The 13202-nt window shown below is 58.5% G+C and carries 12 protein-coding genes and 1 tRNA gene; 5 read left to right on the forward strand and 8 right to left on the reverse strand.

The window, feature by feature from the left end:
- The first annotated feature begins 243 nt into the window (after window positions 1-243).
- On the forward strand, window positions 244-459 hold the full coding sequence (locus tag HNI00_RS18995; RefSeq protein ID WP_297076879.1) for a hypothetical protein: 216 nt from the start codon (window positions 244-246) through the stop codon (window positions 457-459).
- On the opposite strand, the gene HNI00_RS19000 is transcribed toward HNI00_RS18995, so the two are convergent.
- Both HNI00_RS19000 and HNI00_RS19005 read right to left on the reverse strand, forming a co-directional pair.
- Complete coding sequence (locus tag HNI00_RS19000) at window positions 437-1276, reverse strand: TrmH family RNA methyltransferase (RefSeq protein WP_316788495.1); 840 nt, start codon at window positions 1274-1276, stop codon at window positions 437-439. The genes HNI00_RS18995 and HNI00_RS19000 overlap by 23 nt on opposite strands.
- Window positions 1277-1536: 260 nt before the next feature.
- Window positions 1537-1620, reverse strand: a tRNA-Leu gene (locus HNI00_RS19005).
- A gap of 382 nt (window positions 1621-2002) precedes the next feature.
- On the opposite strand from HNI00_RS19005, the gene murA reads away from it, so the two are divergent.
- Complete coding sequence (murA, locus tag HNI00_RS19010) at window positions 2003-3346, forward strand: UDP-N-acetylglucosamine 1-carboxyvinyltransferase (protein ID WP_316788497.1); 1344 nt, start codon at window positions 2003-2005, stop codon at window positions 3344-3346.
- An 80-nt stretch (window positions 3347-3426) separates the two neighbouring features.
- Here the strand turns inward: murA and HNI00_RS19015 are convergent, their stop codons facing one another.
- Both HNI00_RS19015 and HNI00_RS19020 read right to left on the reverse strand, forming a co-directional pair.
- Entirely contained in the window at window positions 3427-4233 is an 807-nt protein-coding gene (locus tag HNI00_RS19015; RefSeq protein WP_316788499.1) for an inositol monophosphatase family protein, read from the reverse strand.
- A gap of 14 nt (window positions 4234-4247) precedes the next feature.
- On the reverse strand, window positions 4248-6206 hold the full coding sequence (locus HNI00_RS19020) for a hypothetical protein (RefSeq protein ID WP_316788501.1): 1959 nt from the start codon (window positions 6204-6206) through the stop codon (window positions 4248-4250).
- Window positions 6207-6419: 213 nt separating this feature from the next.
- Here HNI00_RS19020 and HNI00_RS19025 point away from each other — a divergent pair, with 213 nt between their 5' ends.
- A complete protein-coding gene (locus HNI00_RS19025) occupies window positions 6420-7136 on the forward strand; it encodes a response regulator transcription factor (protein ID WP_172354536.1) in 717 nt (238 codons plus the stop codon).
- 50 nt (window positions 7137-7186) lie between these two features.
- Here the strand turns inward: HNI00_RS19025 and HNI00_RS19030 are convergent, their stop codons facing one another.
- On the reverse strand, window positions 7187-7507 hold the full coding sequence (locus tag HNI00_RS19030) for a c-type cytochrome (protein WP_371321972.1): 321 nt from the start codon (window positions 7505-7507) through the stop codon (window positions 7187-7189).
- A 389-nt stretch (window positions 7508-7896) separates the two neighbouring features.
- On the opposite strand from HNI00_RS19030, the gene petG reads away from it, so the two are divergent.
- Window positions 7897-8010: a cytochrome b6-f complex subunit V gene (petG, locus tag HNI00_RS19035; protein WP_068512313.1), complete on the forward strand. Its 114-nt coding sequence runs from the start codon at window positions 7897-7899 to the stop codon at window positions 8008-8010.
- 204 nt (window positions 8011-8214) lie between these two features.
- Here the strand turns inward: petG and rsmD are convergent, their stop codons facing one another.
- Together rsmD and hisH are read right to left on the reverse strand one after the other, a co-directional pair.
- The gene (gene rsmD, locus HNI00_RS19040; protein ID WP_316788507.1) at window positions 8215-8793 is read right to left on the reverse strand and encodes a 16S rRNA (guanine(966)-N(2))-methyltransferase RsmD; all 579 of its coding nucleotides are present in this window, start codon (window positions 8791-8793) and stop codon (window positions 8215-8217) included.
- Between the two features lie 90 nt (window positions 8794-8883).
- Window positions 8884-9531 carry an imidazole glycerol phosphate synthase subunit HisH gene (gene hisH, locus HNI00_RS19045; RefSeq protein WP_316788509.1) on the reverse strand — a complete coding sequence of 216 codons (648 nt, stop codon included), beginning with the start codon at window positions 9529-9531 and terminating at the stop codon, window positions 8884-8886.
- A 270-nt stretch (window positions 9532-9801) separates the two neighbouring features.
- Here hisH and HNI00_RS19050 point away from each other — a divergent pair, with 270 nt between their 5' ends.
- A complete protein-coding gene (locus HNI00_RS19050) occupies window positions 9802-10962 on the forward strand; it encodes an ABC transporter ATP-binding protein (protein WP_316788511.1) in 1161 nt (386 codons plus the stop codon).
- A gap of 6 nt (window positions 10963-10968) precedes the next feature.
- On the opposite strand, the gene HNI00_RS19055 is transcribed toward HNI00_RS19050, so the two are convergent.
- Entirely contained in the window at window positions 10969-13140 is a 2172-nt protein-coding gene (locus HNI00_RS19055) for an IS1096 element passenger TnpR family protein (RefSeq protein WP_316788513.1), read from the reverse strand.
- Between the last annotated feature and the right edge of the window lie 62 nt (window positions 13141-13202).

Genomic DNA, 13202 nt, shown 5'->3' on the forward strand with positions numbered 1-13202 from the left:
GACAGAATTGTGTTCCTCAGCCCCACCGGGCTGCTCCCAGTTCTCCAGCAAAGCTGGGCATTTCCAACACGGTTCACTAGACTGGGAAGGGTTTTCCGACCAGACCGCGTGAACAAACGAGTTTCCTCTCGCCGGGGCTTTTCATAAGGGGCTTTCCATAAATAAGTGGAGGTTTCTATGCGTGGAGAGATTCGGATAGAGACGATGGAGACTGTTTTTCCCAGCGTCGATCAGGAGTCTGCTATGAACTCACATCAACAAGAGCTACGGTACGCAGCGTCTCAAGCGTTTATCGAGTCGCTCAATCAGCTCAGCGATCGCCTCAGCCAGCCTGAGCCTGCCTCGGCAGAAGCGCCTCATCGGGAGGTGGACAAAGCGCGATCGCCCCAGTTTACGGTTCAAGACCTGGAAGATGCCGTGGCAGACATTGAGCAATTTACTCAGGAGCGCGGGGCATAGGCGGACTCGGCGCTGATCCAGCCGCCATTGTCGCAGGGGTGCGCTGCCGTCGAGCTTCGTAGACCAATAGCGCCGCGGCGATCGCCACATTCAGCGACTCTACACCAGCCGCTAGGGGAATCCTCACCGCACTGTCTGCCAGCGCCGCCAGCCCAGGCGACAGTCCTGCGCCCTCATTTCCCAACAAAATCAGCGTGGGTCGGGTAAAGTCGGTTTCCCAATAGGTTTGCGTGGCGCTGGGCAAAGTAGACACCACCTGCCCCCCCACTGATCGAAACTGTTGCACCACGTTGATCAGGTCGTCTGCCACCGCCATCGGCAGCCGAAACCACTGCCCAGCCGTCGCCCGCAGCACCTTGGGATGATCTAGATCGACACTATCAGCGCTGAGCCATAGCCCCTCCACGCCGGCCGCCGCCGCAGTGCGAATCATCGTGCCCAGGTTGCCCGGATCTTGCACGGTCTCTAGCGCTAACCCCAGGCTGACCTGGCGGGGATCGTTGGGCTGTCTTGGCGCGACGCGAAAAGCCGTTGCGATCACTCCATCGGGGTTAACGGTGGTGGCGATCGCCGCTAGCACCGCCTCGCTCACTAATTCCAGCCGTTCCGCCCGCTGACCGGCCGCCGCAAACAGGTCGGGATAGCGCGATCGCCAGGTTTCCGTGCAGCACACCACGGCCAGCGGATAGCCCACCGCCAGGGCCTCTTGCAGCAAGTGCGTGCCTTCCAGCAAGAACTGCTGCTGTTCGCGCCGTCCCCTGGCTTGATGCAGCTTGCGGAGTTGCTTAACCAGAGGATTTTGCAGGCTTGTCAGCATGAGTTCAGCACAGGTTGAGCGGGCGGGGAGTCGATGCTGGCATCGTCTGGGCGCTAAGCATTTTCTGATTATCTGATTAGTCTTTTATGACAAGGTGTAACGAAATGATAAGTAAATCAAACGAGCGATCGCCCTTCCCGAAAATGGCGGAAATTCTCCAAACTTTTAGCGGATGCGTGAACACCCTAACCCCAGTGAATGCCAGAAGGATTCCCAAAGAGAATGGCTAGTAGCACTTGCCACTAGCCACTCTTCATCCATGCGGAACCCGGGACTTGAACCCGGAAGTCTTTGCAGACACTAGAACCTGAATCTAGCGCGTCTACCAATTCCGCCAGTTCCGCAATCAACGCATTTCAACGCTGCGATTTACCATCATGCTGCATAGATGAAACTTTCGTCAACTCCTGCCGACAATTTTTTGCTACTTTTTTGGCGGTTCTGTGGCGTTTCTGTTCGGGGGGCGATCGCCCGGCTTTGGCAAAGTAATGGTCAGAGCTATAGACACACGAAACCTTTCCGGTAAAATCAAGACCAAATTCTGCTGAGATAGATGCAAAGGCTGAGCATCTACTCAGGGAACGATAGGGCATGAGCCGAAATGCAAACCTAGAAGCAGGCGCAGCCAAAACAGGCACGCCAGAAATAGAACAAACAGAAGAAAAGCTTTAAGATTGACAGGCGCATTTGGAGGATAGACCCATTAACCCCTCTCTCAATTCACCCGTGACCCATTCTTCACCTGAAGATCGCAGCCCAGTCCTAGAAATCATCGGCGGACACCGCCTCAGCGGCGAGGTTCGCATCAGCGGTGCCAAAAACTCGGCGCTGGTGCTGATGGCTGGTTCGCTGCTGTGTAGCCAAGACTGCCGCATTCGCAATGTCCCCTCGCTGGCCGACGTGGCCCGCATGGGCGAGGTGCTGAGCGCCCTCGGCGTAAAGATTACCCGCAAGGATGACGCGCTAGAAATCGACGCTCGCCATCTCAGCCAGTCCAAAGCCCCCTACGAGCTAGTCAGCCAACTCCGGGCTAGCTTTTTCATCATTGGGCCCCTGCTGGCGCGGCTGGGCATTGCGCGGATTCCCCTACCCGGCGGCTGCGCGATTGGAGCGCGTCCAGTCGATTTGCATGTGCGCGGACTGCAAGCGATGGGAGCCGATGTGCAGATCGAGCATGGTACGGTTCACGCCTGCATTCCGGGGGTGAATCGACGGCTCAAAGGCGCACGGATCTACCTCGACTACCCCAGCGTTGGCGCAACGGAAACGCTGATGATGGCAGCGACCCTGGCCGATGGCGAAACGATTCTGGAAAACGCCGCCCAGGAGCCGGAAGTGGTGGATCTGGCCAATTTCTGTCGGGCGATGGGCGCACGGATTCGCGGTGCAGGCACAAATACGATCGTGATTTCGGGCGTGCCCAGTCTGCACTCGGTTGATTACGCGGTGATTCCCGACCGGGTGGAAGTGGGCACGTTTCTGGTGGCAGGCGCGATCACCCAATCTGAACTGTCGCTGGCTCCGGTCGTGCCGGATCATCTGACGGCAGTGATTGCCAAACTGAGGGCGATCGGCTCGGAGGTGGTTCAAGAAACGCCCAGCCGTCTCCGCATTGTGCCCGGTACGTCGCGGTTGGGGACAGATATTGAAACGCTGCCCTATCCTGGCTTTCCGACGGATATGCAGGCGCAGTTTATGGCGCTGCTGACCCTCAGCGAGGGCGATAGCATCATCACCGAAACTGTGTTTGAAAACCGCATGGGCCATGTGGCCGAGCTAAACCGCATGGGCGCAGATATTCGCACCAAGGGCAATCACGCCGTGATTCGCGGGGTGCCGTTCCTCACGGGTGCGCCCGTGGTGGCGACGGATCTACGGGCATCGGCGGCGCTGGTGCTGGCGGGGCTGGCGGCACGCGGCACCACGATTATTCAGGGCTTGCACCATCTGGATCGAGGCTACGATGACCTGGAAGGCAAGCTGAAGCTGCTGGGGGCCCAGATCCGCCGCGTGAAAGGCGATACGGGGGCCGAGTCGGTTTCATCCCTGCCCGTGATGCCGCGCAGCTAGCGATTATGGCTCTGCAAGATGAGCGCGAAGGGTTGAGGGTCACGTCTGATCCTCAGCCGCTTCTTTTTTCGTGCTGCGCCCTACTTGCTCAAAATGGCGACTCTGGGGAGAAACACTTCCAGAAGGGCGGGCTGACTGACAACGAGGGTGGGGAAGGGGCGATCGCCATAGTTTTGCCCTGGCACCAGCGGAAAAATTGGCCCCGGCTCTAGGGGCTGCCACACGGCTCCAGCGGCTTGCACAATGGGCCACACGGCGGCAATGTCCCAGATTTTGGGGGTGGCTTCAACTGCGCCCAGGGTCGCTCCTGCTGCCACAGTGAGCAGGTTATAGGTGGCAACACCCAGCATTCGGATTTTGCAGGGGAAGGGCTGCTGCTGGAGGATGGCGATGCTGCGGGCGCACAGGTTAAAGAAGTGGTTGCCGCTAGGAGCGTCGGGGCTAGCGGCGATCGCCCGTCCATTGCAAAAGGCTCCGGTGGGCATCTCCAGTCTGCTGTCGCCGGGCCAGTAGCCATAAAACGACTGCTGAATCGGCGGCAGATGCACGTAGCCGAAGACCGGCGTGCCCTGATAGAGCAGCCCCAGGGAAATGCCCCAGATGGGAATGCCCCGCGCAAAGTTGGTCGTGCCGTCGAGGGGGTCGATGATCCAGCACCAGTCCTGAGCCGGAAAAACGTGGGTCAACTCTTCACTGAGGATGCCGTGGTCGGGAAACCGCTGGGCGATCGCCCCCCGCAGGGTTTCATCGGCCCAGCGGTCAGCTCGCGTCACCAGGCTGCCGTCAGCCTTTTCGTCGGCCTGCACCTGCCCAAAGTCCTGGAGCAGTTGCTGGCCAACTGAGTGAGTAGCGGCTTCGGCAAAATCGAGAATGTCGGGCCAGTGCATTCGGGGTTGGGGGGTTAGGGACGCTTTTGCTGCTGGTTGCGGACTTCGCGAGAAACATATCCATCCAGGGCGGGATCGTAGATGCCAAACAGGGAGCCGTCGGCGTTGTAGACCTCAATGGGAATTTGGGCGGTTTCGCCAACGGTGGCGATCGCCCGCAGCAGGGGGTTGAAGTGGGCCATGATGGCCGAGTCCGGATCAGTCTCTTGCGTGACCTGAGTAATGGCGGCCGCCTCTTGCAGCACCCGATCATAGCTGGGCGTGATCCGCACCTGCATAACGCTGCCCCGCTGCGCGTAGGTGCAAATGCGGGGCGTACCGCTACAGTTGCGCTCCAGGTCTTGCTCGGCTGCCTGAGCGGCGATCGCCCCTTTCAGCTTTTCCTGCGCCGTCGCCAAGGATGCCCGATAGGACGACAGCAGCGGCTGCACTTGGGGATGGACGGTCGTGCCTGCGGCCACCTGCTGCGCCGCCGCCAGCGCCCCCTGCCAGTGCTGCACCGCCTGCGACCACTGCCTGCGCTGCTCCGCCTGGGCCGCCAGATCTGCCAGCCGCAGCGCCCGCTGATGGGCATCCACGGCCGTTTCTTCCTGCTGGAGACGGGCGCTGCTGTCGAGCAGGCGTGGCTGATAGAGCGCCAACAACTGCTGGGCTTCGGCGTAGGCCATCGCCGTTTCGGGAACCTGCTGCAACAGGGCGATCGCCGTTCGCCAGGTGCCGTGGGCCTCCAGCCGAGTGTCCATCGACGTGGCCGCGCCCTGTCGCGCTTCCGCCAGTTCCACCGCCTGCCGCGCCCGATTCACCCAGTCCTGCGCCTTTTGCTCCAGGGTGATGCGCTGCTCAATCATGGCCAGATTTTCGACATACTCCAGCCGTTTCTGCTGAGCCAGATCGTAGGCCGGGCTGGATTCCGGCACCTGCTGCAACTGGGCGATCGCCTTTTCCCAGAGCGCCTGCGCCCGCTGCCACACCTCCAGCGGATGGGGAGGATTTTGGGCCATCTCGACGGCTTCGGTTGCGGTCGCCTGGGCCGACAGCACTTGCCCCAGCGCGGCGACCGTCGATTCGGTCTGTTGCTGCACCTGGTTCGCCGCTGCATAGTGGCGCGACCAGCGAGGAACCCGACTGAGGCGATAGCTGGCCTCCGTGAGCCGCGTGTAGGATTGGGACAGGTCTTGCAGCGTCGCGCCCTGGCTCAACTGCTGGCTCACTGCCTGATGCAGCCGCTCCACGGTTTGCAACTCGGCACAGCCGCCCATCACGCAAGGGCGGGTCAGGGCATAAAACGTGCCGCCAAAGGCCAGCGCCGCAACCCCTGCTGCCAGGGCGATCGCCATTCGAGAAAGCGAATATCCCCCAGCAACAGCCGCGTCTGGATCTGGAGCCAGGGCTTGATCCGGATCTGGCAGCACGGTTTCCGCCGGGTCTGTATGAGCCAGGTCTGTATGAGCCAAGTCTGCATGATCCAGGTCTGCATGATCCAGAGTTGCATCATCTTGGGGGAGACGACGCAACCGCCCTGGCGCTGCGGTGGGGACGAATGCGCTGACTTCATTCTGCTCAGGCTGGGCCTGTTCTGGGGCGATCGCAGAAAGCGCTGATCCATCGATGCGAAACTGATGGATGGCATAGGGGCGAGACTGGCCAGCCGCCCGCAGATACACCCGCACGGGCAGCGGCTGAACCTGGGCAGGAGAAAAGGGAGATTTCGCTGGGGGAATCTTGGGGGGCGATCGCCGCAGTTCATCTTCCAGACAAGCGAAAATCTCTGAAGCCTCAGAAGCCTCTAACCGACGGACGGCGGAAGCCGCTCCAGGGTCAGACGAAACCTGCTGCACCAGCACCATCAGCACGCCTTCCCGCAGCGCACACCGCACCTGCACTGGCGGCAATCCTGGCTGCGCCGTCCGCAACAAGGTTTGCAACTGGAAGCCCAACCGATGCAATTCCGAAGGGGGGGTAGCTGTTACCATGCCGTCTATCATGCTCTAGAAGAACCGTAGATCAGCGGTCTGCCACACCGCTACGCTAGGATCGAGTCCCATATCCCTGGACGCTCACCCAAATCACCAGAGCAATTGACCAGAGGAATTAACCAGGACTGATGCAGCGAGCGGCTTACAAACTGCTCTCATACCATCACTCAGGTTTAATGGTAAACGCAAGCGACGAATCCTCCGCAGGTCATGGACATTTTAATCGTTGAAGACGAAGCCGAAATTGCCCAACTGATCCAGCTTTATCTAGAAAAAGAAGGCTTTTCTTGTCGCGTTTGCAGTGACGGGCAGACGGCCATTCGCGTATTTCAAGAACTCCAGCCCGACTTGATTATTCTGGACTTGATGCTGCCAGAACTGGACGGGCTGGAGGTGTGTGCCCGCATTCGCCAAAAGCCCGGCCACAAAGACCCCTACATTCTAATGCTGACGGCAAAAGGCGAAGAGATGGATCGCGTAATCGGTCTGTCTACTGGAGCCGATGACTATATGGTGAAGCCGTTTAGTCCGCGAGAACTGGTGGCCCGCGTCCGGGCGCTGCTGCGGCGCACCCTGCGCCAGGGCGGACAGAGCAAGACCTACCACACGCAGCATTTTACGGTAGACGTAGACCAGCGGGCGGCCTATCGCCACGGCGACGGGCCAGGACAAAAGAGCGAACGGCTTGACCTAACTACGCTGGAATTTGACCTGTTGACCACCTTTATGAGCTATCCCGGCCGCGTGTGGAACCGGGCCCAGCTGATTGAGAAACTCTGGGGTAGCGATTTCTTTGGGGATGAGCGCGTGGTAGATACGCACATCGCCCGCCTGCGGAAAAAAATTGAGTTTGACCCCGCAACGCCGAGCTTTGTGAAAACAGTAATCGGCGTGGGCTATAAGTTTGAAGATGCACCCAGCACCTAGAAGCTGCTATGAGGACTTGCTGCCAAAGACTCTTGCTATCCAGACTCTCGCTATAAGGACTCAAGATACTCCAGCAAATCCGCCATTTCCTGAGCGTTGGGCTGGAACTGGGGCATGGGGGGCGTTTTGCCGCTGATTACCTGCTCGATTAGCTTGATGCGAGACTTGCGGGCAGAAACATGATGCAGGCTAGGGCCAACTACGCCATCTCCCGTCAATCCGTGGCAGGTTGCACAGTTCATCTGGAAGATAACTTGCCCCTGGGACGGGTTGCCCTCTAGAGCCAGCACGCTCCGCACGTAGGGATCGGGATGGCGGAGCAGCAGCAGGGCGGCGATCGCCACCAGCATTACCACCGCCGAACCCAACAGCAACCAGAGTGCTTGCCGCGACCGATCCGGAGCATCGCTGGCTGCACTCGTCACTTGCGATTCTAGAATTGGCTCGTTCAAGAGATTCGGGGTCAAGGCGGGGTGTGAATAGCGTTTCGATTTATAACCTAGCTTAAAGTTTCTTGAGCGGAGACGGCAACTCTGCACAGATTTATTTAAGGAGTGCAAATGGCAAGGTTTTGCTGGGTCTGACGGTTGCGACCCCAAGTCCCGGCAGAGTGGATTAGATGAGAGGGCGATCGCCCTTTTCTGAGAAGGGGCGAGCGAAAACGTAAAAAACCTTAAAAGCCGTGCCAAAAAATCGCCACAGGGCTGACTGCTCAACCATTCGTTGCTAAAATTTGACTTAACGTTAAGGAGATTGAACCGTGGTTGAACCGCTGCTTTCTGGAATTGTGTTGGGCTTGATTCCCGTGACGCTGGCTGGTCTGTTTGTCGCGGCTTATCTGCAATATCGCCGGGGCGACCAGTTGGGTCTGTAGACACCCTCTGCCCGCTCTCCATGTTGAGGGCCCTCAGGGGGCATTTGAGACGCACCCCAGCAACACTTGAAAAAAACCTTGTGAACTACCTCTAGAAATTTCTGGAAAATTGTCGGAATGGAGGCCCTTTCGGGGGTCTCTTTTTTTAGCTCGCTCCACTCCCTTTTTAGCTCGCTCCACTCCCTCAACCCCTACTACCCCCGTTCACGCCAGCCCCTCATCTTGCCACCTAAAAAACATCAGCGCCGTATTGCCATAGACCTTCTCGCGGCAGGGAACTAGGGGCGCGATGCGGGGCAGCAGGGTCGCCAGGGCCGTTTCAGAAAAGCGATCGCCCCCGTGTTCGACCGCCAGTTCGCCATCGGGGGCCAGAAGCTGATGACGGGCGATCGCCTCCAGCACGGGTTCATACAACTCACTGGCGTAGGGCGGGTCAAAGTAAATCCGGTCGAAGCGTTGCCCGCTCAGTTTTGGCAGCATTTGCCGCACATCGCCGCGCAGCAGCCGAAACTGCTGATTTGGTTTGGCGACGGTTTGCCAGTTTTCTGTGACCACAGCGGCGGCCCGCCCCGACTGCTCGATGCCCACGACCAGCGCCGCGCCGCGACAGAGCGCTTCGGCCCCCATTGAGCCACTGCCGCTGCACAAATCCAGCCAGCGGCAGCCCTCGATTTCCCCTTGCCAAATATTGAACAGCGCTTGCCGTACCCGCGAGGGCGTGGGGCGGGTGTCGCCGCCAGGGAGGGTTTTAATCAGGCGGTTGCCATAGATGCGGAGAGACATGGTTGGCGGTCGGCAAAAAAACAGGGGGTCTGTTGCCCCCCGATGTCCAGTCTGGGTTCACCATAGGGCGATCGCCCCAACGGTCGGCTGCTAGCCGCGAATACCCGCAAGTTCTTTGGCCTGCACCGAGGCGACGAAGTTGGCCAGCAGCTTTAGCCCAGTGTCGGAGGATTTTTCGGGGTGGAACTGGACAGCCATCAGGTTGTCGCGGGCGATCGCTGCGGTTACGGTTTGCGACCCGTGGGTGGTCGTAGCCGCAATCACCCCTGCATCAGCCGGGTCGGCATAGAAGGAGTGGACAAAATAGACCCAGGGATCAGCCGCAAGCTGGTTCCACAGGGGCAGATTGGGCTGCCGAAGCTGCAACTGGTTCCAGCCCATGTGGGGAATGGTGATGCCCGGTTCATGGCGGAAACGGCGCACCCAACCAGGGACGATGCCCAGACCCGATTCGCGTCCTTCTTCGCTGCCGTCCAGCAAGATTTGCAGCCCCAGGCAAATGCCCAGGAAGGGTTTGCCGCTGGCGATCGCATCTTTGAGGGGCGAGATCAGGTCGCGATCGCGCAAATGCTGAATTGCCGGGTCAAACGCGCCCACGCCAGGCAGCACAATGGCATCTGCCCGTCCGATATCCTTGGCCGAATCGGTGACGTGGGGAGTGGCTCCAGCGTTGGCCAGGCCTTTGCAGGCCGAGTGTAGGTTGCCCATGTCGTAGTCCACAACGGCGATCACGGTCATAACAGTTGCTCCTGGGTGGGTGGAGAATAATTTCCCTATTCTAAGCGCGGAGGCAAAACGAACGTCGGGTCTAAAGAGATTTGCAAGATTTGCTACATTTAATGGCTAAAACGTTGTCAAACTTGACCGAACGGGGGGAAGAGGGAAGAGGGAAGAGGGAAGAGGGAAGAACGAAGAACGAAGAGGGAAGACCAGGTTTTCGTTTTTCGTTTTTCGTTTTTCCTTCTTTAGATAAACGGAGAATAGAAAAATTACTGCTCCTTTTGCTCTGTGGCTCGAATTGCGCTGAACCAAATTACGCGAATCTTTAATGCAACGACGGCGATCGCCGATATTACCTTTGAAGTGCCTGATGGGCAGTTTTGGGTGATGGTGGGGCCGTCGGGCTGCGGCAAATCGACGATTTTGCGGACGATTGCGGGGCTGGAGATGGCTACGTCGGGCGATCTGTATATTGGCGATCGCCGCGTGAATGACGTGCCTGCCCGCCAGCGCGACGTGGCAATGGTGTTCCAAAACTACGCGCTGTATCCCCACATGACGGTAGCGGAGAATCTGGCCTTTGGGCTGCGGATGCGGGGAGCGGATGTCCGCACGATTCAATCGCGCATCGAGGCGGTGGCCCAGTCGCTTGGATTGACCCCCCTGCTCGATCGCAAGCCAGGTCAACTTTCCGGCGGTCAGCAGCAGCGGGTGGCGCTGGGTCGGGCGATCGCCCGCAAGCCCCAGGCATTTCTGATGGACGAGCCGCTGAGCAACCTGGATGCCCAACTGCGAGACGACACCCGCGCCGAACTCAAGCAACTGCATCAGCAGCTTGGCATCACCACACTCTACGTCACCCACGACCAGACCGAAGCCATGACCCTGGCGGATCAGATCGTCGTGCTAAACCAGGGCCGGATTCAGCAAATCGGCCCGCCCCAGGAAATCTACCAGCAGCCTGCAAATCAGATGGTGGCGACGTTTGTGGGCAATCCGCCAATGAATCTTCTAAACGCGGTCTATCTGGAGAATAGGCTGCACATCGGCGAACAAGTCCTGCCCTGTCCCGCAGGGTTGCAGTCGGTGCTGGGCGATTCCCGTAGGGAAAGTGCGCCGCCCCGCTTGCGCGAACGCGTCGCGACTCGCCCCGGACGGTCTATCAACCTGGGCATCCGGCCAGAGCAGTTGCAAATTGCGCCCGATGAGATTGCGCCCGATGGGATTGCGCCCGACGGGGAAGATGGCAGGCTGGTAGCACAGGTGACGCTGGTGGAGCCGCTGGGCCGCGAAACACTGGTGCGGGCAAAGCTGCCGGGGGTGGCACGTCCGATCAACCTGCTGGCTGCGCCGGAGCGGGCGGTGCAGGTGGGCGATCGCCTCTCGCTGCGGTTCGACGAGCGGGCGCTGGTTGGGTTTGATCCAGAGACGGGCGATCGCCTCCTGTAACCAGATCTATTCGTCTTCGTCCCAGTTGGGATATTGCTCCGGCGCTTTGCCGTGGCGCTCCAAAATTTTGTTGCTGCCCCGCTTGGGTTTTCCAGGCTGAATTTCTTCAAGCTGCACATTAAATTCCCAGCAGTCGCCAAAGTCGAATAGGTAAGTCATCGACATACCAGGCTGTAAAGGCAGGTCGCCAATCAGCACTTCGTTACTGGCTTTGCTGTCGCGCCAGTCGTTGTAGGGATGATGAATTTCAACCGTGCGACCCATCGCGTCTTTGAAGGAAAATAGATCGAGATGATCCGAGTCGCAATCCACCGACTCTCGAATCAAGTCACCCAATGCCTCTAGAGTAGACTCGCTCGAAATCGACAGTCGCCGCCAGATTTTTCCGAGCGAAACTTTGAAAATGCAGGTTCCGGTTTGATGCGCTGGGGGCTGGAGTGCGGTCAGGTTTTGTCGCCATTCGGGGAAATAGGGCTGGAAATAGGGCTGAAAGTCGCCCCAAGGCAGGGTAAAGTCGCTTTCCGAGGCCCACTGGAATTCTTGGTCGTGATAGGCGCTCAGCGCTACAGTGGCGATCGCATCTCCAATCGGCGTAGGCTTCACCCGTTTAACGCGCCAGCCCTTGCCTGCCTCAGGGCGGGGGCAGACCAACTCCACCCAGCCAAACATCTGCATCAGCGTCAGATTGTGAAATCCAGGCCAGTAGTTCAACTGATCTTGTTCGCTGTAGTTTCGGTAGGTTTTGGGCTGCTTCGACAACTCAGTCCAGGCTTTTAGAACTCGGCTCCCTTCATTCAGCAGATTCCGGTCTTCTCCCAGCAGTTCCAAATCACCCCGGATCAGCCAGGCCTCCAGCAGCGTGAAATATTTCTCGGTAGGGTTAAGCGTTTGCCACGCCGCGTAGAGGTCAGGATTGACCACCAGCTTGGGGGTCTTACCTGTTTGGCAGATCTGAGTTAGCCCCGTCACCCGCAGCAGTAGATAGAGTCCGTACAGATTGGGGTAGGATTTTTGCTGCGGCCGTTTGAGGTCAATTTGAATCGGCTGGCTCAGCAAAGCGTTCAGGTCTTTGAGGATATTGAGATTAAGCTGTTGACGAGTGCTGCTAACTGGAATGCCGTCCGCGCCGATTCTTTCCAGCAGCCGATCAAAATCCTGAACAATGGTGCCGGGTGTGGTGGGCGTGATGCGGAGGTCTTGCAGGAGGGCGATCGCCTTTTCCGACAGGGTTACGCCTTGCTCCTGAACTGTATTTTTCAGCGTTTCCTGCTGAAAATGGTTAGCAAAACTCAGCAGCGAATTCAGCGGGTCTGCGGCATCCTCAGCGCCCGCGTCGAGGCTTTCTGATTCCTCAAGAGTTACCACGCCCGTGTCTATGAGGTGTTGGGCGATCGCGCTGATTAACGCCTGCGGGTCGGTCGGCAAATGCTCTAGCCCTGGCACTGGGCCAAGCCCAAGCTGCTGGCTCATCAGCGCCACAAACTCTGGCGGCACGCCCTCTGGCACAATCATCGGTGAGATCGCTGCTAAAGACTGCTCACGAATCTGCTGGTTATGTTGCTCCTGATAGGCGGCCAGTCCCTCCGGAGTCGTCATGTCAAACCCGCTTGCCTGCCCTGACATGAAAAACGACTTGGCTATGCCAAAGTTGCGCGGGTCGTTCATGGTTGCTGCAAAAGTCGGCTCGATTTCGTGGAGAAACATCAGGATTTTGCTGCTGTGGCGCTGTTTGTATTCCCGCTGGACAAATTTCCAAAAAGCAATTAGCTCTGGCACAATGCAGTTCGCTTGATCCGGTTCCGCAAGGGTAAGTTTGCGAGGAAAAAGCTGCTGGAGTACGATGTCTACGTCTCGCTGCCGCATTTTAGGCAGCGTTACTTCCATATAGGCATAGCCGTAGTAAAGCAGACTTCCGACCCACCCACCCAAATACCCTGCCTCTTTGGGCTGAGCCTTTAGATACGCCTGTCCTTCGGGAGAGTTGGCAAACGCTTCCACCAGCGCTGGCACATAGTCCGACTCCAGCACGGCGATCGCTTCATCAAAGTCTTTAATCCGGTCGATCTGGTTAAACTCAAAAGCCATGATCTTCTCCAGGATTGAAATAGGATAGAGCAGACGAGTGGCGATCGCTGATCGAGTGAAGGGAAGGGGCGATCGCCCATCCAAAATACGCATCCCCCACTCAACCGTTCATTCACTAACCCGCTTCATGGGTGATCAGCTTCATCGGCTGCATG

The sequence above is a fragment of the Thermoleptolyngbya oregonensis NK1-22 genome, assembly GCF_032705245.1.
Classification (GTDB): Bacteria; Cyanobacteriota; Cyanobacteriia; order Elainellales; family Elainellaceae; genus Thermoleptolyngbya; species Thermoleptolyngbya sichuanensis.

Coding starts and splice junctions, on each gene's coding strand:
- HNI00_RS18995 (WP_297076879.1), top strand. CDS start 244: ATGAACTCACATCAACAAGAGCTACGGTACGCAGCGTCTCAAGCGTTT.
- HNI00_RS19000 (WP_316788495.1), bottom strand. CDS start 1,276: ATGCTGACAAGCCTGCAAAATCCTCTGGTTAAGCAACTCCGCAAGCTG.
- HNI00_RS19015 (WP_316788499.1), bottom strand. CDS start 4,233: ATGCACTGGCCCGACATTCTCGATTTTGCCGAAGCCGCTACTCACTCA.
- HNI00_RS19020 (WP_316788501.1), bottom strand. CDS start 6,206: ATGGTAACAGCTACCCCCCCTTCGGAATTGCATCGGTTGGGCTTCCAG.
- HNI00_RS19025 (WP_172354536.1), top strand. CDS start 6,420: ATGGACATTTTAATCGTTGAAGACGAAGCCGAAATTGCCCAACTGATC.
- rsmD (WP_316788507.1), bottom strand. CDS start 8,793: ATGTCTCTCCGCATCTATGGCAACCGCCTGATTAAAACCCTCCCTGGC.
- hisH (WP_316788509.1), bottom strand. CDS start 9,531: ATGACCGTGATCGCCGTTGTGGACTACGACATGGGCAACCTACACTCG.
- HNI00_RS19055 (WP_316788513.1), bottom strand. CDS start 13,140: ATGCGTATTTTGGATGGGCGATCGCCCCTTCCCTTCACTCGATCAGCG.